The sequence below is a fragment of the Paraburkholderia sabiae genome, from assembly GCF_030412785.1.
GTDB lineage: Bacteria > Pseudomonadota > Gammaproteobacteria > Burkholderiales > Burkholderiaceae > Paraburkholderia > Paraburkholderia sabiae.
In genome coordinates this window covers 1,030,329-1,048,522 of sequence record NZ_CP125296.1, presented here as the reverse complement: position 1 = coordinate 1,048,522, position 18,194 = coordinate 1,030,329, and the positions used below count along the sequence as shown (strand labels likewise).

18 protein-coding genes are annotated in these 18,194 nt (G+C 63.6%); 6 read left to right on the top strand and 12 right to left on the bottom strand.

What is annotated here, in order from left to right; genetic code table 11:
* Positions 1–202 precede the first annotated feature (202 nt).
* From QEN71_RS34470 to QEN71_RS34455, 4 genes are all read right to left on the bottom strand, one after another.
* On the bottom strand, positions 203–1,141 hold the full coding sequence (locus tag QEN71_RS34470) for a helix-turn-helix domain-containing protein (RefSeq protein WP_201647771.1): 939 nt from the start codon (positions 1,139–1,141) through the stop codon (positions 203–205).
* A 147-nt stretch (positions 1,142–1,288) separates the two neighbouring features.
* The gene (locus QEN71_RS34465) at positions 1,289–2,788 is read right to left on the bottom strand and encodes an aldehyde dehydrogenase family protein (protein WP_201647769.1); all 1,500 of its coding nucleotides are present in this window, start codon (positions 2,786–2,788) and stop codon (positions 1,289–1,291) included.
* Positions 2,789–2,952: 164 nt separating this feature from the next.
* Entirely contained in the window at positions 2,953–3,402 is a 450-nt protein-coding gene (locus QEN71_RS34460; RefSeq protein WP_201647767.1) for a hypothetical protein, read from the bottom strand.
* Between the two features lie 15 nt (positions 3,403–3,417).
* Positions 3,418–4,119 carry a helix-turn-helix transcriptional regulator gene (locus tag QEN71_RS34455; protein ID WP_233471667.1) on the bottom strand — a complete coding sequence of 234 codons (702 nt, stop codon included), beginning with the start codon at positions 4,117–4,119 and terminating at the stop codon, positions 3,418–3,420.
* Between the two features lie 227 nt (positions 4,120–4,346).
* On the opposite strand from QEN71_RS34455, the gene QEN71_RS34450 reads away from it, so the two are divergent.
* Positions 4,347–5,147 (top strand): SDR family NAD(P)-dependent oxidoreductase, encoded by an 801-nt coding sequence (locus QEN71_RS34450; RefSeq protein WP_201647763.1) that lies wholly within the window; start codon positions 4,347–4,349, stop codon positions 5,145–5,147.
* A 14-nt stretch (positions 5,148–5,161) separates the two neighbouring features.
* On the opposite strand, the gene QEN71_RS34445 is transcribed toward QEN71_RS34450, so the two are convergent.
* From QEN71_RS34445 to QEN71_RS34435, 3 genes are all read right to left on the bottom strand, one after another.
* Positions 5,162–5,965, bottom strand: coding sequence for an SDR family oxidoreductase (locus QEN71_RS34445; RefSeq protein WP_201647761.1), 804 nt, complete (start codon positions 5,963–5,965; stop codon positions 5,162–5,164).
* Positions 5,962–6,828, bottom strand: a complete 867-nt coding sequence (locus QEN71_RS34440; protein WP_201647759.1) for a MoaF C-terminal domain-containing protein — start codon at positions 6,826–6,828, stop codon at positions 5,962–5,964. The genes QEN71_RS34445 and QEN71_RS34440 overlap by 4 nt, the downstream gene beginning before the upstream one ends.
* A 135-nt stretch (positions 6,829–6,963) precedes the next feature.
* Positions 6,964–7,890, bottom strand: coding sequence for a LysR substrate-binding domain-containing protein (locus tag QEN71_RS34435; protein ID WP_201647757.1), 927 nt, complete (start codon positions 7,888–7,890; stop codon positions 6,964–6,966).
* Positions 7,891–8,154: 264 nt separating this feature from the next.
* On the opposite strand from QEN71_RS34435, the gene QEN71_RS34430 reads away from it, so the two are divergent.
* The 5 genes from QEN71_RS34430 (at position 8,155) to QEN71_RS34410 (ending at position 13,784) form a co-directional block, all read left to right on the top strand.
* Positions 8,155–9,468 carry an MFS transporter gene (locus tag QEN71_RS34430; RefSeq protein WP_201647755.1) on the top strand — a complete coding sequence of 438 codons (1,314 nt, stop codon included), beginning with the start codon at positions 8,155–8,157 and terminating at the stop codon, positions 9,466–9,468.
* Positions 9,469–9,525: 57 nt separating this feature from the next.
* Positions 9,526–10,989 carry an amidase gene (locus QEN71_RS34425; protein ID WP_201647753.1) on the top strand — a complete coding sequence of 488 codons (1,464 nt, stop codon included), beginning with the start codon at positions 9,526–9,528 and terminating at the stop codon, positions 10,987–10,989.
* A 148-nt stretch (positions 10,990–11,137) separates the two neighbouring features.
* Entirely contained in the window at positions 11,138–12,340 is a 1,203-nt protein-coding gene (locus QEN71_RS34420; RefSeq protein WP_201647751.1) for a porin, read from the top strand.
* 105 nt (positions 12,341–12,445) lie between these two features.
* Entirely contained in the window at positions 12,446–12,790 is a 345-nt protein-coding gene (locus tag QEN71_RS34415; protein WP_201647749.1) for a hypothetical protein, read from the top strand.
* 10 nt (positions 12,791–12,800) lie between these two features.
* A complete protein-coding gene (locus tag QEN71_RS34410) occupies positions 12,801–13,784 on the top strand; it encodes a helix-turn-helix domain-containing protein (RefSeq protein WP_201647747.1) in 984 nt (327 codons plus the stop codon).
* 21 nt (positions 13,785–13,805) lie between these two features.
* Here QEN71_RS34410 and hpaI read toward each other — a convergent pair whose 3' ends face one another.
* Genes hpaI through hpaE form a run of 5 tightly spaced genes read right to left on the bottom strand, consistent with a single transcriptional unit; the run spans position 13,806 to position 18,194 of the window.
* Entirely contained in the window at positions 13,806–14,609 is an 804-nt protein-coding gene (hpaI, locus tag QEN71_RS34405) for a 4-hydroxy-2-oxoheptanedioate aldolase (RefSeq protein WP_201647745.1), read from the bottom strand.
* A 9-nt stretch (positions 14,610–14,618) separates the two neighbouring features.
* The gene (gene hpaH, locus QEN71_RS34400) at positions 14,619–15,422 is read right to left on the bottom strand and encodes a 2-oxo-hept-4-ene-1,7-dioate hydratase (protein ID WP_201647743.1); all 804 of its coding nucleotides are present in this window, start codon (positions 15,420–15,422) and stop codon (positions 14,619–14,621) included.
* 18 nt (positions 15,423–15,440) lie between these two features.
* A complete protein-coding gene (locus tag QEN71_RS34395) occupies positions 15,441–15,839 on the bottom strand; it encodes a 5-carboxymethyl-2-hydroxymuconate Delta-isomerase (RefSeq protein ID WP_201647741.1) in 399 nt (132 codons plus the stop codon).
* A 20-nt stretch (positions 15,840–15,859) separates the two neighbouring features.
* A complete protein-coding gene (gene hpaD / locus QEN71_RS34390) occupies positions 15,860–16,723 on the bottom strand; it encodes a 3,4-dihydroxyphenylacetate 2,3-dioxygenase (RefSeq protein ID WP_201647740.1) in 864 nt (287 codons plus the stop codon).
* A 13-nt stretch (positions 16,724–16,736) separates the two neighbouring features.
* A complete protein-coding gene (hpaE, locus tag QEN71_RS34385; RefSeq protein WP_201647738.1) occupies positions 16,737–18,194 on the bottom strand; it encodes a 5-carboxymethyl-2-hydroxymuconate semialdehyde dehydrogenase in 1,458 nt (485 codons plus the stop codon).

Sequence of the window (18,194 nt, the reverse complement as noted above, 5' to 3'; positions counted from 1 at the left end):
CGCATCGGACCTTGCACACTGCACGCCAACGCGCCGCCGTCGAGTGCAATGTAGGAAACCAAAATAGAAGACCGGCAGCACAAATTGGCAACCCGCGTGCTGAATGGACTCAACCAGGGTATTTGCCGAGACGCGCACTTGTACAGCGTACGGGTTAACGCGATCAGAAGGCGATTAGCGATCGATAGACGAAAGGCGAACGTCAGCTCTTGCGCAAGGTCTGCGAAGGCAGTTCGCCGAACAGGTCGCGATATTCGCGGGCGAAGTAGCTGAGATGCGTGAAGCCGAGGCGCGCGGCGGCATCACCGATCAGCAGTTCTTCGGCGTTCGTCGAGCGCAATAGCCTGTGCACGGCGTTCAAACGCAGCGAGCGCAGATACTCGACGGGCGTCATGTTCGTCACGCGCTGGAAGCTGGTTTGCAACGTGCGCCGGCTGCACCGCAACTCCTGGCAAAGATCGAGTACGGTGACGGGCTCCAGCGTGTTCTCCTGCGCGATGCGTTCGCAGCGCCGCACGATATCGCTGTACGTGGTGTGAGTGAGGTCGCGGTGCGAGTTCGTTGCGCCTTCCAGCAGGCCGAACAGCACGCTCAGCACTTCGTCCTGGAAGCGCTTGATGGAGGCGGGATGCGCGAATGTTTCGGCGTCGCGCTCGGCGGCATCGAGGAACGGTACGAGGCGACTCTGGAGGGCAGCCGCTGCTTCGGCGGGAAACGGCAACACGTTGTGCTTCAGCAGACGCGCCGCTTCTTCGCTGACGGTCACGGCGACGAGTTCCGTCATTGTTTCGACAGGCAGGCTCACGCCGACGTAGTGCATCGCTTCGGGCGTGTAGAAGCGGAATTCCTCGCCGGAGCCGAGCATCATCAGCGCATAGCCGTCGACCTTGCGGCCCTGGAAGGTGCCGAGCAGCGGCGCGTAAAGCGGCACCGCGATCGACGCGAAACCGGCGGGCGACACGCCCGCCTGCACGACGCGGCGGTTGGTCGACTCGCGGAAGAAATAGAACTCCGCCGATGTCGCCTGAACGAGCTTGCTCTCGAAGCGTCCCGGCGTCATCTGCCGGTAGACCTGCTCCCAGCCGTTGAGCGCAAGCGAATGATCATGCACGTCGGCGAGCGCGCTGACCCTGAAATCCATCTCCCCTCTCCTGTCGGTCAGCGCCGCCGCGTGCGCGGCGGGCACTGAGTCCGTGCAACTGCGTGCTGCATGATCCGGCTATCTTAATCCAGCACGAGGGATCAGGCCCGGCCCGTCAAAATTCCGCCCGACGAGCGGCCGTCCGGTTCAGTGCGCGATGCACACCGATTTCGTTTCGGTGAAGCCTTCGACGGCGTACTTGCCGAATTCGCGGCCGATGCCCGACTGCTTGTAGCCGCCGAACGGCATCGACGGATCCAGCGGCACATGGCAATTCACCCACACGGTGCCCGCGTCGATCTGCGGCACGAGATTCATCACGGCGCGCAGGTCGTTGCTCCACAAACTCGCTGCGAGGCCATAAGGCGAATCGTTGGCGAGACGCAGGGCTTCGGCGGGATCGTCGAACGGAATCAGTGCGAGCACAGGGCCGAACACTTCGTCGCGCACGATCGACGCATCGTGCGGCACGTCGGCGATCACCGTGGGGTTCACGTAAAAGCCGGCGCGCTCGACGCGCGTGCCGCCTGCCAGAAAGCGCAGGCCTTCTGCCTTCGCCTGCGCGATATGCTGCTCGACGCGCTCGCGATGATGCGCCGACACGAGCGGATTGATCTGCGCGGTGGGATCGAGGCCGGGACCGAGCGTCATCGAGCGCGCGACGTCGGCGAGTCCGTCCGCGATCTGCCTGTACTTGCTCCGATGCACGTAGATGCGCGACACGGCCGCGCACACCTGCCCCTGGTTCAGAAAGCCGCCCGCGAGCGCGCCCTGCACGGCCTGATCGACGTCGACGTCGGCGAGCATCACGGCGGGGTTCTTGCCGCCCAGTTCGAGCGAGAAGCGCGTCATGTTCTGCACGGCAGCCGTGCCAATCAACTTGCCTGTCGGCGTCGAACCTGTGAACGAAATCTTGCTGATGCCGGGATGCGATGCGAGCGCCGCGCCGCATTCGCGTCCGCCCGTCACGACGTTGAAGACGCCGGGCGGGATGCCAGCTTCGACGGCGAGTTCGACGAGCCGCAGCGCCGTCAGCGGCGTTTCCGGCGACGGCTTGATGACGATCGTGCAGCCTGCGGCGAGCGCGGGAATCAGCTTCCAGACGGCGATCATCAACGGGAAATTCCACGGCACGATGCCCGCGACCACGCCGACGGGTTCCTTGCGCGTGAACGCCGTATAGCGTGTGCCGGGCGGAAAGGGAATCGACACGTCGAGCGTCTCACCCGTGATTTTGGTCGCCCAGCCCGCCATATAGCGCACGTATTCGACCGTCGCGCCCACTTCGATCGCGCGCGAGATGTTGATCGACTTGCCCTGATTCAGCGTCTCGAGTTGCGCGAGGCCTTCGGCGTTCGCTTCGATCACATCCGCGAGCCGCAGCAGGATGCGTTCGCGATCGGCGGGACGCAGGCCGCTCCAGACGCGCTGCTCAAAGGCTTCGCGCGCGTTCGTCACGGCGCGGTCGACGTCCGTCGCGTCGGCGTCCGGCACCGTCGTCAGCACTTCGCCCGTAGCGGGATCGAAGACGTTCAGCCGTTGCGCCGAATGCGCGGGCTGCGGGCCGCCCTGGATGAACAGACCCAGTTCGCGGCCGATGAACGCGCGCACGCTTTCGTTGATCAGGACTTTTGCATCGCTACTCATGAATATGTCTCGCAGTGGGCATTGAGGTCGGGCGTTGCGTGACGAATGGGCTCGCCGCGCAGCCATGTCGGATCGACTGTAGGGACGCCTTTTGCCGGGCGTTAGCGCAAATTGGCAGTTCGACGACGGCTTGCGGGTAAACATCAATGCGCGACGACGCACGTTCAGGGACAGGACACCGCGCCGTCAGGCCACACGCAGCGCTCGAAACAGGCGCGCTTGCGAAAGATGCGCTCGGGCATCAGCACGGCCTCGGCGGCGTTCACCTGCATCAGCATCACGTAGCGCGTGCCGTCGTCGTGCGCGACGATGGCGAAGGCAGTCTCGTCGAAACCGCGGTTGAAGCGCGGGTCGCCCGTGAGAATGTCTGTGTCGTCGTGCAGGCCGCGGCAACGCGCGGCGTCGGCGATGTTCCAGCAGTTCGGCAGACGCAGCAGTACATCGGATACATCTTCTTCGCGCGAGATCACGGCGGCGCCCCGCTGCGGCACGCGACGGAACCAGCCAGGTGCGCCCGCCGGCTCGACGGGAACGGCCGCGACCGCATACAGCAGCAGACCGCTGTCGGCCGGCGATTCGGCGGACGGTTGCGCGGCGAGAACGATATCGGTCATCGCAGCCGTCTCTACTCAATGAAACAGCGCGCCGATCAGCTCGGTGCGGCTCGACACGCCGAGCTTGCGGAACATGCGCAGCAGATGCGTCTTGACGGTCGGCTGCGCAAGCGCAAGATCACGCGCAATCGCCTTGTTCGAGAGCCCGTTGCGCACGAGTCTCGCGATCTGTTCCTCGCGATGCGTCAGACGCGCGGCACGCCCAGGCGCATTCGCCGCACGCTCCCGAAGGCTCAACGCCGGCTCGCGACGCAGGCTTGCAGTCAGCGCGACTTCGAGCAGCGGCGCGAGCGCGTTCGCGCTTTCGATCTCCTGCTGCGAAAACGGCGCATCGGGCGCGAAGCGCATCAGAGAAAACGCGCCCGCGATACGCCCGTCATCGCGTAACAGCACTTCCATCACGTCGATCACCCGATGAGGCCGCAAAAACCGCTGCCAGTAGACGGACTGGCTGCGCAGCGTCTCGGGCAGTTCGCCCGCGAGCGTCAGCACGCTGCCGCATTGCTGGACATAGCGCGAAGGATGCAGCGGATCGAGCAGGCAATAGCGCTGCAGGTACGTGCGATGCATCACTTCGGCGAGCCCGAACAGTTCGAACCCTGACGGCTGACAGTCGCTGCCGATCCGATAGAACACGGTCGCGCCGGGTCGCACGAATCTGGCGAGCGTGGCGACGGCGGCCTCGAGCGCAGGGTCGTCGCGCGTGGTGTGCCGCATGTCGCCGTGTGTCCGAACACAGGGTTCGCAGAGCATGACGTCTCCTTCATGAGCCGGTCGAGGCTCGACCCGACCGATGGTACTCACGCGCATCGCGACGCCGTGAGCCTGAATCGGCAAATCCACGCTGCGTTGTCATCCTTTTGCCCGATGGTGCGTGATCTGTCTCGTGCCTAGACTCGTCTGACACTCATCGACTCTCATCGACACACGCACGAGGAACGGGCATGGAAGAAACGAATCAGTCGACGCCGCGCAGCGTCGTCATCACGGGCGCGGGCACGGGCATCGGCCAGGCTTGTGCCGAACTGTTCGCGGCACAGGGCGCGCGCGTCGCGCTGGTCGGCCGCCGCCGCGCACCGCTCGAACGGGTCGCGGCGCGAACGGGTGGTCTGGTGCTCGAAGGCGATGCGGCCAGCGCCGCCGACTGGACGCGCTTCATTGCGCGACTCGATGAAGCGCACGGCGGCGTCGACACGCTGATCGCCTGCGCGGGCGGTCTCGGCGCAGGCACGGCGGGAGCGACCGACGACCACGTATGGTCCGCCGCGATGCGTGCGAATCTCGACACCGCGTTCGTCAGCGCGCGCGCCTGTCTGCCGCAACTGATCGCACGACGCGGATCGATCGTGCTCGTCGCGTCGATTGCGTCGCTGGCGGCAGGGCCCGCCGTGTGCGGCTACACGACGGCCAAGCATGCGCTGCTCGGTCTCATGAAGTCGCTCGCACGCGACTACGGCCCCCATGGCGTGCGCGTGAACGCCGTATGTCCGGGCTGGGTGCGCACGCCGATGGCCGACGAAGAGATGCAGCCACTGATGCAGCACCACGGCGACACGCTCGACGAAGCGTATTCGCGCGTCTGCGCCGACGTGCCGCTGCGGCGCGCCGCCCATGCCGACGAGATCGCGCAGGTGTGTGCGTTCCTCGCGTCACCGGCGGCGTCGATCGTGACGGGCGCGACGCTCGTCGCGGATGGCGGGTCGTCGATCGTCGATGTGCCTACTCTGGCTTTCGATCGTCTCTGAACCCACCATCTTCGCTACCGCGAGGCGGCAAACGCGGCGGACGCTTCGGGCAGCGTCGCGCCGCCGTCGACGACGATGGTCTGCCCCGTCACGTACGACGCGCCCGCCGATGCGAGATACAGCATCGCCGCAGCGATATCGGCGGGCTCGCCGAGACGCCCGAGCGGCACGGCGCCCGCGATGCGCGCGCTGAGCGCGGCGTCGCCGAGATTGTCCATCGCGGGCGTGCGGATCATGCCCGGCTCGACGCCGTTCACCGTGATGCCGAGCGGCGCGAGTTCGAGCGCGGCGGCGCGAATGAAACCGTTGACGCCCGCTTTCGACGCCGCATAGTGCGCAAGACCCGGATACGCGACACGCGGCCCTGTCACCGACGACGTGACGAGCACCCGCCCGCCGCCCTGCTTCACGAACAGCGGCGTCGCCGCCTGCGTGAGCCAGAACAGCGCGGACAGATTGACGGCCAGCGTGCGTTCGAGCAACGGCGGCGTGATCTGCGCAAACGGCGTCAATGGAAAATACGCAGCGTTGTGCACCAGCACGTCGAGGCGGCCGTAGTCGGCTTCGATCTGCGCAATCAGACGCACGATAGCGCCGTGCGTGGCGAGGTCGGCGTCGTAGGCGCGGTGCGTCTGCACGTCATGCGGGCGAGACGCGCTTGCCAGCCAGGCACGCGCGGCATTCGCATCGATATCCGCGACGGCAACGGACGCGCCCTGCGCCGCGAACGCCTCCGCAATGCCGCGCCCGATGCCTTGCGCGCCGCCCGTGACCAGCACGACCTTGCCCGCGAATGGCAACCCAAGCGCCGCGCTCATTGCGGATGCCGCGTCACGTTGAGCACTTGCGCGTGCGCGCCGACCGGAAAGTTCGACAGCGCGTCGAAACGGCTTCCCTGATAGCCGAAAATCTTGCCGTCCGTCTTCATCCTTTCGAGATCGATCATCACGACGCCGAGCGTCGGCACGATCTTCTCGCGCCACACGAACAGATACAGCTTCTCGTCGATGCCGATCATGTGGCAACGGTCCACATCGGCGAGACCTGCTTCGACGCCCGACAGACATTGCCATGCGTAGAAGTGGTCGCTCAGGTAGATATGCTCGTAGCGTTCGGTCGCGCTATACGTGTACAGGTTGCGCATGCCGATCAGTTCGTTGGTCGGCTGATGCAGCGGCGCGTCGACGTTCCCCGCATCGCCGCAGATGCGGCCATGGCGTATCCGCGCCTGCACGCCCGTCAGTTCCAGACCCCGCTCAACGCGTGTGAACGCGTCGATGCGCGTTTCCTTCTCGCCCGGCAGCACGCCCGTCACCACCGTGCAAAGCTGCCTGTGCACATCGAGCACATAACTCGTGCTCGCCGCGCGCGGCTGGCCCTCTTCGTCCACGAGCGCTTCATCCGCACCGATGTAATCGACGAAATAGATGCCTTCGCGCACCGAGGTCACGCGGCACGCATGACGCTCGCGCGGTTGCGCGGGGCGTGTCGCTCCCGCCGCAATGCGTTCGACATCGACCGTTTGCGCAACGGCAAAATGCAGCGTATCGACGTCGCCGTCTGCAAAGGTCAACACGAACGTGCGGCCTTCCAGATCGCCGACGGGCGCAAGAATATGGCTGTCGGGCGCAAAGCCGTCGGCGAGCGCGCCGACCTGGATGAACTTCGGTTGAGACGTCATGATGGACTGGACTCCTGTGATCGAGGGTGATGAACACGCGTCGCGCGGATTCGCGGCGACGCATGCATCCACTCTACGAACAGGGCCCCGCGCAGGGCATCGACCAGAAGGATGACAACGCGGCAAGCTACCGCTTCAGGCCGGCGCGGCGGTGTCGTGATCGAACGCGGGCGCCGACGCCACGGCATCGGCGAAACAGTCGATCAGATAGTCGCAGGCCGCCGTATTGAGCGCATCGCGCCGCGAGATGATGCCGACGGATACGCGTGGCAGCGGCTCGCGCACAGGCAGCGCGATCACGTGCTGGCGAAACCATTCGGATTCGAGAAAGCTCTTCGGGCAGCAAGACAGATAGTTGCTGTTCGACGACAGCGAGAAACTCGCGCTGAACGAACTGCATTCGACCACGACACGCGGCGCGGCCGCGCCCACGCTGACGAAATAGTCCTGCAGCACGCGGCCGATGCTCTCAGGCGTCGTGTTCAGCACCCACTCTGCGCCCTCCAGCTCCGCGATGGACTGCGCTTTCGCAAGCGGATGCCCTTTGCGCGCCGAGATGATCAGCTCCGCTTCCAGCAGCGGACGAAACTGGAATTCGCCCGTGATCTTCGAGTCGTCGACGATCGCGATCGCGAAGTCGAGCGTGCCGTCGCGCAGACCCGCGAGCGCCGAACTCAAGAAGCCTTCCTGCACCGACAGACGCGTCTTCGGCATGCGCAGCCGGAAGGTGTGAATCGCGCGAGGCAGGTACTTGAGCGAAACGAGCGGCGTGACGGCACACGACACCGTGCCGCCCTCGAAGCCCGATAGCTGGATCACGTCTTCGCGCGCGTGCTGCATCTCCGCAAGGATCAGCTTCGCGCGCGCGTAGATCGCCTGACCGAACTGCGTGAGTTGCGCGCCGCGGGCATTGCGCGCGACGAGCGGCACGCCGAGATCCTGTTCCAGTTCGCGGATCGCCTTCGTGAGCGCGGGTTGCGACAGACAGACCGTGCGCGCGGCGGCACGCAGACTGCCGTGCTCGGCAATCGCGACGAGTGCGCGTAGCTGGTTGTGTTTCAAGCGCGTCAGCCGGTTGTGGTGATGAGATAACCCATCCTACCTCGACATCATCGCCGCCGACATGAGGCTTACCCCGCATAGGCGGCGCCGGCGATAACCACTCGTTATCGCGATAAGAAAAAGCAACTCCGTCGTGTTTTTTTGTCTCTCTAGACTTGCCCTGTCGTCATGCAGTTTTCATCGGCGTCAGCAGGTGGCTTACCTGCACGACGCCTCCGACGCGCCGTTTCGACGAACGATTCACTTTCGACAGGGATGCCGTTCATGAAGTCACCGTCACTCAGTTCCGCCGCCGCGACCTCATCGGCGGCACGCACGAAACCGATCTCCACGCGCACGCTGATCGTCGCGACGACGATCGGCAATGCATTCGAGTTCTTCGACCTGACCGTCTACAGCTTCTTCGCCGTGCTGCTCGGCAAGCTGTTCTTTCCGGCAGCATCCGCGCAACAGCAATTGCTGCTTTCCGTCGGCACGTTCGGCGTCGGCTTTATCGCGCGACCCATCGGCGGCGTGATGTTCGGACTGCTCGCCGACCGCTTCGGGCGCGTCGCCGCGATGAACCTCACGCTGCTGACGATGGCGCTCGGCACGGGCTTGATCGGCCTCACGCCGACGTATGCGCAGATCGGCATGACGGCGCCCATCATCGTGTTGATCGCGCGGCTGTTGCAGGGCTTTTCCGCGGGCGGTGAAGTGGGTGTCGCGACCACGCTGCTCGCCGAGCGCGCATCGGCGCAGCGACGCGGGTTCGTCACGAGCTGGCAGTTCGCGAGCCAGGGCGCGGCTGCGCTCGCGGGATCGCTGGTCGGCTTTCTGCTTTCGCACTTTCTCGATACCGCGTCGCTCGAAAGCTGGGGCTGGCGCGTGCCGTTTCTCGCAGGCGTGCTGATCGCGCCGCTCGGCCTGTATCTGCGGGCTCGCATCGGCGAAGAAGAACATGGCGCGCGCAACGCGGCGCCATCCGGAAGCGGCGTGCTCAAGACGGTCTTCGCACGCGACGGCAAGCTGTTGTTGCTCGCGTTCCTGCTGGTGATCGGCGGCACGTCCGCGCATTTCATCGTGCTGTATTACATGTCCACGTACGCGATCAAGGTGCTGCATCTGCCGATGGATGCGGCCATGTGGTGCGGCATTCTCTCCGGCGCGGTGATGCTCGTGGTGTCGCCCATCGGCGGCCTGTGGTCCGACCGCTTTGGACGCAAGCGCGTGACGTTCATCTCGCGCCTGCTGCTTACGCTGCTGATCCTGCCGGGCTTTTACGCGATCGCACACAGCCCGACCGTGACGACGCTGTATCTCGTCGTCTGCGGGTTGGCCGCCTTGCATTCGATCAATGCGGGCGCAACGGGACCGCTGCTTCCCGAGATGTTTCCGCGCAGCACGCGCGCCACGGGCCTGTCCATTTCCTATGCGGCGGGCGTGTCGATTTTCGGCGGCTTCGCGCAGTTCGTCGTGACGTGGCTGATCGGCGCGACGGGCAATGCCGCTGCGCCTGCGTGGTACGTGATCGCGTGCGGCGTGGCGTCGCTGATCGCGCTGGCCTTCATCACCGACCGCACACGCGATGAAATCTGATCGTCCGATATGTGCTGAATACACCTCGAATCACCGAATCAATTGAAGAGTTCCGACATGGCTGACTATCTGCACCTCGATCCGAATCCCGTCTCCACCGACTCGCTGTGCGACGCATCCGCACTCACGCTGCTGGACCTGCAACACAAGCGCGAAGTGAGCGCGCTCGACATCCTCGACGCGCATCTCGCGCGCATCGACGCCGTGAATCCGCATGTCAACGCGCTGGTGACGCTCAACGACACGGACGCGCTTCGGCAGCGCGCCCGCGAAATCGACGGTCTCTGGATGCGCGGCGAATGGCAAGGTCCGTTGCATGGCTTGCCCGTTTCGCAGAAGGACCTGACGCTGACGCGCGGCGTGCGGACCACGTTCGGCTCCAAAGCGTTCGAGCATCATGTGCCCGCTCAGGACGCGCTGATCGTCCGCCGCTGCCACGCTGCGGGCGCGCTGATGATCGGCAAGTCGAACACGCCGGAGTTCGGCGCGGGCTCGCATACGTTCAACGACGTGTTCGGTGTGACGCGCAATCCCTGGGACCTGAGCCGTTCGGCGGGCGGCAGCAGCGGCGGCGCGGCGGCGTCGGTGGCATGCGGGATGAACCCGCTCGCGTGCGGCAGCGACATGGGCGGCTCGTTGCGCAATCCGGCCGCGTGGAACGGCGTGGTCGGCTTGCGTCCGTCGCCGGGACGCGTGCCGCGCGCGCCCGACACGAACGGCTGGGGCACGCTGGGCGTCGATGGCCCGATGGCGCGCAACGTCGCGGACACGGCCCTGCTGCTCAGCGCGATCGCCGGCCCGAGCGGCGAGATCGCGACGGAACTCGGCGACCCCGGCGCACTCTTCGCGCGCCCCTTGCAGCGCGATTTTCGCGGCGTGCGCGTGGCCATATCGACGGGGCTCGCGGGCCTGCCCGTCGATCCGGAAATCCAGCGCACGGTGCAGGCGCAGGCGCGCGTGTTCGAAGCGCTTGGCTGTGAAGTCGTGTTCGCCGATCCCGATCTGGCCGATGCCGAAGATGTGTTCCGTATGGAGCGCGCCTGGATGATCGGCACGCTCGTGCAACAGCTCGGCGATGACGCGCGCGCGCAGCTGAAGCCTGAAATCGAGGACGAGTGCAGGCTGCATCGCTCGCTCAGCGCCGCCGACATCGGGCAGATGTTCGTGCGCAAGACCGCGCTGTTTCAGCGCATGCGCAGCTTCATGAACGATCACGCGTTCTACGTGCTGCCCGCAACGCAGATGCTGCCGTTCGACGCCAGTTTGCGCTGGCCTACGTCGTTCATGGGCCAGACGTACACGTCGTATATCGACTGGATGCGCATCTGCTGGTATCTGTCGTCGACGGAGGCGCCCGTGCTGGCCGTGCCTTGCGGTTTCAGCGTGTCGGGGCTTCCCATCGGCCTGCAGATCGCCGGGCGTTATCGCGACGACTGGGGCGTACTGCAACTCGGCCACGCCTACGAACAGGCCGCGGCACACAGCGTGCCCCGTGCGCCCGTCATCGACGCGCACTGCTGACGCCACTCTTCGCCTTTCGCTGATTGCCGTATCGAAGCCGCTCCCGCGTGGAGCGGCGGGACACGCTCGCGCCTTCGTCGCGCGGCGGCGTCACGCTCTGCCCGTTCAAAGACATCCTTAACCGCAAGTCAACCGAGCGTCAGACAACATGAAGAAAGCGCTTTTCGCCGCCTGCGTCGCGGCCGCCGCACCCGTGTGCGCCCATGCACAAAGCTTCGTCACGCTGTACGGCATCATCGATGAAGGTATCAGCTATTTCAGCAATGCCGCGACCGTCAATGCGAACGGCAGCGTATCGGGACACAGTGCGGTGCGGCTCCTCAGCGGCGTCATGCAGCAAAGCCGCTGGGGCCTGCGCGGTTCCGAAGATCTCGGCGGCGGACTGAAAGCGATCTTCGTCCTCGAAAACGGCTTCGATGCGAGTACGGGCAAGGCCGGTCAGGGAGGACTGCTGTTCGGCAAGAAAGCGTTCGTCGGCATGTCGGGGCCGTTCGGAACGGTCACGCTCGGACGCCAGTACGACACGAACGTCGACATCATCGGGCCGATGGAGGCAGGCGGGCAATGGGGCGGCTATATGGCCGCGCACCCCGGCGATCTCGACAACATCAACAACACGAATTCGACCAACAACGCGATCAAGTTCACCAGCAACAACTATGGCGGACTGACGCTGGAAGGGATGTTCGGCTTCGGCGGCGTCGCGGGCAACTTCGCGCGCAATCGAATCTGGTCGGTGACGGCAGGTTACGTCAACGGACCGTTGATGCTCGGCGCGGGTTATCTGGATGTCGCGAATCCGAACACCTCGTTCTTTGGCAGCGGCGGCAGTCCCGCGACGACCGTCAATGGCGTGCCCGGCAACAACATGCTGTCGCCCGTGTATTCGGGCTATGCATCAGCGCGGTCGATGAGCGTCATCGACGCGGCTGCGGCCTATGTGATCGGGTCGGCGACGGTGGGCGCAGTCTGGTCGAACACGCGTTACCACGATCTCGGCGATCTGTCGTCAGGTCCGAATCCACTCGGTCTGAGCGGCACCACGACCTTGAACAATGCCGAAATCAACTTCCGCTATCAGTTCACGCCCGCGCTGCTGGCAGGCTTTGCATACGACTACACGAAAAGCAGTTCGGTCGCGGGCAAGACGGGCGCCACTTATCACCAGTTCGGCGCAGGCGTCGACTACCTGCTTTCGAAACGCAGCGACGTGTATCTGATCGCGGTGTATCAGAAGGCATCGGGAACGGACTCGACGGGTAAGGAAGCCGTTGCGGCCATCAACGGACCATCGGCGTCCGCGACCGACAAGCAGGCCGTCGTTCGTGTCGGACTTCGTCACAAGTTCTAGTCGAACCCACAAGTTGCGAGACGCGCTCGTGCGAATCACGCATGGGCGCCAACGCGCAGCGTGCAAGCGGAGGTGCGGAAAATGCTGCTCTATGCAGTGGCAGCGATGAGAGTACGCCCGACGGCCAACCCTGGCTGGTTCGTGCGATGCGACGACACTCAGGCGTCGGTCATTTCGACATCGGAAGATGTGCTCGATGTATTGTTACGTCTGCCGCAGGCGTGGAACGTCGTCGAACGTGCGTATCTGGCGGGCGTACACGACGACACCGACATCGTGGAAGACGACGTGCGGTTTGCGAACGGAGATGACAGAAGCGTGTTTGCGATCGTCAGCCATGACGACGGACGCCGTTACGTCGCATTGCTGCAGATCAACGCGGTCGAAGCCGTGCTCCTGCGCAAATGCCTGTTCGATCGCGGTGAAGATATCGACGCGTGCGTCGACTGAGATTACACACATGGACCTCAATCCGATTTCCATCGACGCCCGCCTCGAACGTTTCAACGACGCCGACGCGCACGCAGCCGCGCTGCACGGCTGGGATCAGGAGTACGTGCAGGTTGGATGCGGCCGCTTTAGCAGCACGGTCAAACAGGCATCCGTCGACGATATTCACGTTTTCCACGAGTCGGCCAATGCTCGCATCGTGCAACGCGGACGTTTGCCACCAGCGCGAACGATCGTCGGCATTCCACTGACGGGAAAAGGCTCCTTCACCTTTCGTCGATCTTTACTGGGTCCCGGCCGCCTGGTCTGCTGTTCGGACGGAAAAGAGTTCGACCTGCATGCGCCCGATGACATGCTGTTGATCGGCGTCGTCATTGCCCCCGTCATGCTCCAAAACATTGCGGAAGCAGCGGGTTTCGATGCAAGCACCTTCAGTCGACAAATGGACGTGCTCGAAGTGCCCAAGCCCGCGCTGTCACGCACAGGCTTGCGGATCGCGACGACGCTCGAGTGTGCACTTCAGACGGGTGCAACCGGCAACAGCGCACAAAGTCGCGAACTGGCCGGTGAAATCGAGGACGCGCTAGCCGACCTGTTCACGTACCATGTCGCACACGACAAGTCCCGCGAACTGACGCATGCATGTCATGCCGATATCGTGCGACGCTGCCACGACTATGTGCTGGCATCCGGAGACGAGTCCATCGATATCCATTCGCTGTCTGCAACCTTGGGTGTGAGCAGGCGCACGATTCAGAACAGTTTCCGCGCCGTCACGCAAACCAGTCCTCTCGTCTATCTGAGAGCGGTGCGACTTGCGCAGGTGCGACGCCTGCTAACGTCGACACCAGCGGATGCGCTCTCCATCAGTGACGCAGCAGGCAGATGGGGCTTTCAGCATCTCGGCCACTTCGCGCAATCGTACAAGGCGCAGTTCGGAGAATTGCCGTCGCACACGCCTCGTTTGTCTGAAGTCGCCCGCCGGTCGCATTGAAGGCGGGCAGGCAGCGATGTATCAGTAGCCGCCCCGCTCCGTCTTCGCTGTGACGTCCTGCTTTTTAAACGACGCGGCCAGTTGCGCGGCGGCCGAGGTCAGAAGCCCCGTGTCCGTTCCAACGGCGACAAACGTCGCCCCTGCCGCCATGTACTCGTCCGCGAAAGCACGATCCGGCGCAAGCACGCCCGCCGCTTTGCCTGCATTCCGGACGAGCCGGATACCGTTGCAAATGGCCTCGCGCACTTCGGGCGCACCTGGCTTGCCTAGATACCCCATCGACGCGCTCAAGTCGGCAGGCCCGAAAAAGACGCCGTCCACGCCGTCAACCCGCGCTATCCCGTCGAGGTTGTTCATCCCTGTGACGGTTTCCACCTGCACCAGCACACAGAGTTCACGCGCCGCCGTGGCCAGATAGTCCGGCACACGATTCCATCGCGACGCTCTCGCCAGTGCGCTACCGACGCCGCGTATCCCTTCGGGCGGATAACGCGTCGCCGCTACGGCGTCACGCGCCTGATCGGCGGAGTCGATCATCGGCAACAACAACGTCTGCGCGCCGATATCGAGCAGTTGCTTGATCACCGCCGCATCCGCTTTCACCGGCCGCACGACGGGATGCGACGAATACGCCGCGAGCACCTGGAGTTGCGCGAGCGTACTGCGCACGTCGTTGGGTGCGTGCTCGTTGTCGATCAGCAGCCAGTCGAAACCGGCCGTCGCAATCGCTTCCGTCACATAGGCATCGGCAAATGCAGCCCACAGGCCGAATTGCGTCCTGCCATCGGCGAGTGCCTGTTTGAAGGTGTTTTTAACAGGTTCCATTCGCAATGGTCACACGAAGTTGAGGGCGATGCCGCCGAGCGGGCCGTAATCGACATGAAACGTATCGCCTGCACGCGCGGCAATCGGCGCGGTAAATGAGCCGCTGAGAATCACGTCGTTTGCATTCAGCGCTTCGTCGTAGGGCGCGATCTTGTTCGCGAGCCACGCGACGCCCGTCGCCGGATGATTCAGTACCGCAGCGGCAAGACCGCTCTCTTCGACGGCGCCGTTCTTGTACAGCAGCGCGCCGACCCAGCGCAGGTCGACATCCATCGGACGCACAGGACGGCCGCCCATCACGATGCCCGCATTGGCCGCGAAATCGGAGATCGTATCGAAGACCTTGCGCGGCGCTTTGGTGTCGCGGTCGAACTGTTCGATACGCGCATCGATGATTTCGACGGCAGGCGTCACGTACGCAGTTGCATCGAGCACGTCGAACAGCGTGACGTTCGGGCCTTTGAGCGGCTTCGCGAGAATGAACGCCAGCTCTACTTCGACTCGCGGAGCAATGAAACGGTCCGCGCGAATGTCACGCCCGCTTTCGATGAACATGCTGTCCAGAAGCGGCGCATAGTCCGGCTCATCAATCTGCGACGAACGCTGCATCGCACGCGACGTCAAACCGATCTTGCGCCCTTTGATCACGTGTCCTTCAGCGAGCTTCATCTTCACCCATTCGCGCTGAATCGCGTAACCGTCTTCGATCGTCATCTCGGGATACGCCGCAGAAAAATGGCGCAATTGCGTGCGCGTCTTTTCAGCGTGATCGAGTTTCGCGGCGAGTTCGCGAATGATCTTCTCGTCCAGCATGATCCTTTCCTCCCGTGCTCAGCCCTTCAGGCGCGCATGCAGATTGTTATGTTTCCAGGTGCCCGCTTCGCTGAATTCGCCGATTTCGAGCGATAACGCCAGCCCATGTTTTTCGAATGCTTCCGCGAAATGCTGTTTGATGACGTCGAACAATGCATCGCCGGTTGCTTTCTTCACGCTCTCCGAGCGACCCGCGCCGATCTTCAGGTTCGCATGCAGAAACGCGGCATCCCGTCTTCCATCGGCGATGCAGAACTCTTCGCAGCGCAACGCGCGCACGCGTATGCCGCCCAGCGGATAGACGCGCTGGTCGTTATCGCGTTGCGCATCGAGACATTGCGCGAGCTTCTTGCAAAGCGCGCCGATGCTGTCTTCATTCGCCAGATTGGCGCTGTATTCGAGCGTGAGATGCGGCACGTCAACTCTCCTTTGATCGATCAGGCCGGCAGCGGCGTAACGGGGAAAATCGCATTGATCTGTCCCGTCCCCGAACTGCCGAAGTACGGCGTCACCACTTCGGCCTTGCCCTCATAACGATCCCAGCCGAGCGCACCCAGCAGCATCGCCGTATCGTGCATGCCGCCCTCGCCCCAGCATTTCTCGTTGTACAGCGGCAGCATGCCGCAAAAGGTCTTCCAGTCGCCCTTCTCCCACAGCGACACGACATGCCGGTCCGTCTGTTCGAGAAACGGATCCCACACCTTGTGCATGAACTGCTCCGCCGTGCCGTTGTTCGCGAAGTGATGACTGAGCGAGCCGCTCGCGAGAATCGCCACTGTTCCCTCGTAGCGCTCTTCAATCGCCTTCCGTACTGCCAGCCCGAAACGCGCACTCGTCGGCAGGTCGTGCCACATGCACCAGCCCGCAATCGATACGACCTTGAAGCGCTGGTCCGCATTCATGTAGCGCATCGGCACCAGCGTGCCGTATTCGAGTTCGAGCGAAGTCTCGCTATGCGCGCGGCTTTTCACGCCCATTTCATTGGCGACGTCTGCGATCAGCTTGCCTAGCTGCACGTTGCCCGGATACGCATACGCCATGTTGTTGATGAAATGCGGCAGTTCGTTGCTCGTATAGATGCCTTCGAACTTCGGCGCGCAATTGATGTGATATTCGCTATTGACGAGCCAATGCACATCGAACACGACGATCGTATCGACGCCCAGTTCGCGGCAACGTCGGCCGATTTCATGATGTCCGTCGATCGCCGCCTGACGGCATCCCTTATGCGGCCCATCCAGTTCCGACAGATAAAGCGAAGGCACGTGAGTCACTTTCGCGGCCAATGCGAGCTTGCCCATTGCGATCTCCCGTTCAGACGCCCCAGCGCGGAATGTGATGCGAACCGAGCGACACGCACACGTTCTTCGGTTCGAGGAACACTTCATAGCTCCACGTGCCGCCTTCGCGCCCGACACCCGACGCCTTCGTACCGCCGAACGGCTGACGCAGATCGCGCACGTTCTGGCTGTTCACAAAGCACATGCCCGCTTCGATGGCGGCCGCAACGCGATGCGCGCGACCTGTGTTCTCGGTCCACACGTAGCTGGAGAGACCGTATGAAATATCGTTGGCGAGGCGAATCGCTTCGGCTTCGTCGTCGAAAGGAATCAGGCAGGCTACTGGCCCGAAGATCTCTTCCTGCGCAATGCGCATGCGATTGTCGACATCGACGAATACGGTCGGCGTCACGAAATTGCCTTGTTTCAGGGCCTCGGGAAGCGTCGGCGCATCCAGACCGCCGCATGCGAGCGTCGCGCCTTCCTTCGGTCCCAGTTCGATGTAGCTGCGTACTTTCGCCAGGTGCGCCTGGCTGATCATCGGTCCGATGATCGTGCTCTCGCTCAATGGATCGCCAACGGTCAAACGCTTTGCACGCTCGATAAAGCGTTCCGCGAATTTCGCATAGATCGATTTCTGCACCAGAATCCGCGAGCCCGCCGTGCAGCGCTCACCATTGTTCGAGAAGATCATGAACACGGCGGCATCGAGCGCACGTTCGAAATCGGCGTCGTCGAAAATGACGAACGGCGACTTGCCGCCCAGTTCCATCGAGAACTTCTTCAGGCCCGCTGTCTGCACGATGCGATTACCCGTTGCCGTCGACCCGGTGAACGAAATCGCGTGCACATCGGGATGCGCGACGAGCGGCTCGCCCGCGTCCTTGCCGTAGCCATGCACGACATTCAGCACGCCGGCGGGAATACCCGCTTCCAACGCGAGAGTGCCGAGCATCGAAGCCGTGAGCGGCGACAGTTCGCTCATCTTCAACACCGCCGTATTGCCGAACGCGAGACAAGGCGCGACCTTCCACGTCGCCGTCATGAACGGCACATTCCACGGCGAAATCAGCGCGCACACGCCGACGGGATGAAACAGCGTGTAGTTCAGATGCGAATCGGTGGGATACGTGTGGCCGTCGACGCGCGTGCACATCTCCGCGAAATACGTGAAGTTGTCGGCGGCACGCGGCACGAGTTGCTTGCGCGTTTGCGAAATGGTCTGCCCCGTATCGCGCGTTTCCGTGTCGGAGAGTTCCGGCACGTTCTTCGCGATCAGTTCGCCGAGTTTGCGCACGAGCTTCGCGCGCTCACTCGCGGGCTTCGCGGCCCACGCGGGAAACGCTTCTTTTGCAGCCTGTACGGCAGCGTCGATGTCCTCGGCTGTACCGCTCGCGACTTCGGCAAGTACTTCCTGTGTCGCCGGATTCACTGTTTCGAAGTACTCGCGTGCAGCCTTCGGCTTGCCGTTGATCAGATGTTCGATTCGCAT

Coding starts and splice junctions, on each gene's coding strand:
- QEN71_RS34420 (WP_201647751.1), top strand. CDS start 11,138: ATGAAGAAAGCGCTTTTCGCCGCCTGCGTCGCGGCCGCCGCACCCGTG.
- hpaE (WP_201647738.1), bottom strand. CDS start 18,194: ATGCGAATCGAACATCTGATCAACGGCAAGCCGAAGGCTGCACGCGAG.
- QEN71_RS34455 (WP_233471667.1), bottom strand. CDS start 4,119: ATGCGGCACACCACGCGCGACGACCCTGCGCTCGAGGCCGCCGTCGCC.
- QEN71_RS34415 (WP_201647749.1), top strand. CDS start 12,446: ATGAGAGTACGCCCGACGGCCAACCCTGGCTGGTTCGTGCGATGCGAC.
- QEN71_RS34440 (WP_201647759.1), bottom strand. CDS start 6,828: ATGACGTCTCAACCGAAGTTCATCCAGGTCGGCGCGCTCGCCGACGGC.
- QEN71_RS34450 (WP_201647763.1), top strand. CDS start 4,347: ATGGAAGAAACGAATCAGTCGACGCCGCGCAGCGTCGTCATCACGGGC.
- QEN71_RS34445 (WP_201647761.1), bottom strand. CDS start 5,965: ATGAGCGCGGCGCTTGGGTTGCCATTCGCGGGCAAGGTCGTGCTGGTC.
- QEN71_RS34470 (WP_201647771.1), bottom strand. CDS start 1,141: ATGGATTTCAGGGTCAGCGCGCTCGCCGACGTGCATGATCATTCGCTT.
- QEN71_RS34465 (WP_201647769.1), bottom strand. CDS start 2,788: ATGAGTAGCGATGCAAAAGTCCTGATCAACGAAAGCGTGCGCGCGTTC.
- hpaH (WP_201647743.1), bottom strand. CDS start 15,422: ATGCTGGACGAGAAGATCATTCGCGAACTCGCCGCGAAACTCGATCAC.
- QEN71_RS34460 (WP_201647767.1), bottom strand. CDS start 3,402: ATGACCGATATCGTTCTCGCCGCGCAACCGTCCGCCGAATCGCCGGCC.
- QEN71_RS34430 (WP_201647755.1), top strand. CDS start 8,155: ATGAAGTCACCGTCACTCAGTTCCGCCGCCGCGACCTCATCGGCGGCA.
- hpaD (WP_201647740.1), bottom strand. CDS start 16,723: ATGGGCAAGCTCGCATTGGCCGCGAAAGTGACTCACGTGCCTTCGCTT.
- QEN71_RS34410 (WP_201647747.1), top strand. CDS start 12,801: ATGGACCTCAATCCGATTTCCATCGACGCCCGCCTCGAACGTTTCAAC.
- QEN71_RS34425 (WP_201647753.1), top strand. CDS start 9,526: ATGGCTGACTATCTGCACCTCGATCCGAATCCCGTCTCCACCGACTCG.
- hpaI (WP_201647745.1), bottom strand. CDS start 14,609: ATGGAACCTGTTAAAAACACCTTCAAACAGGCACTCGCCGATGGCAGG.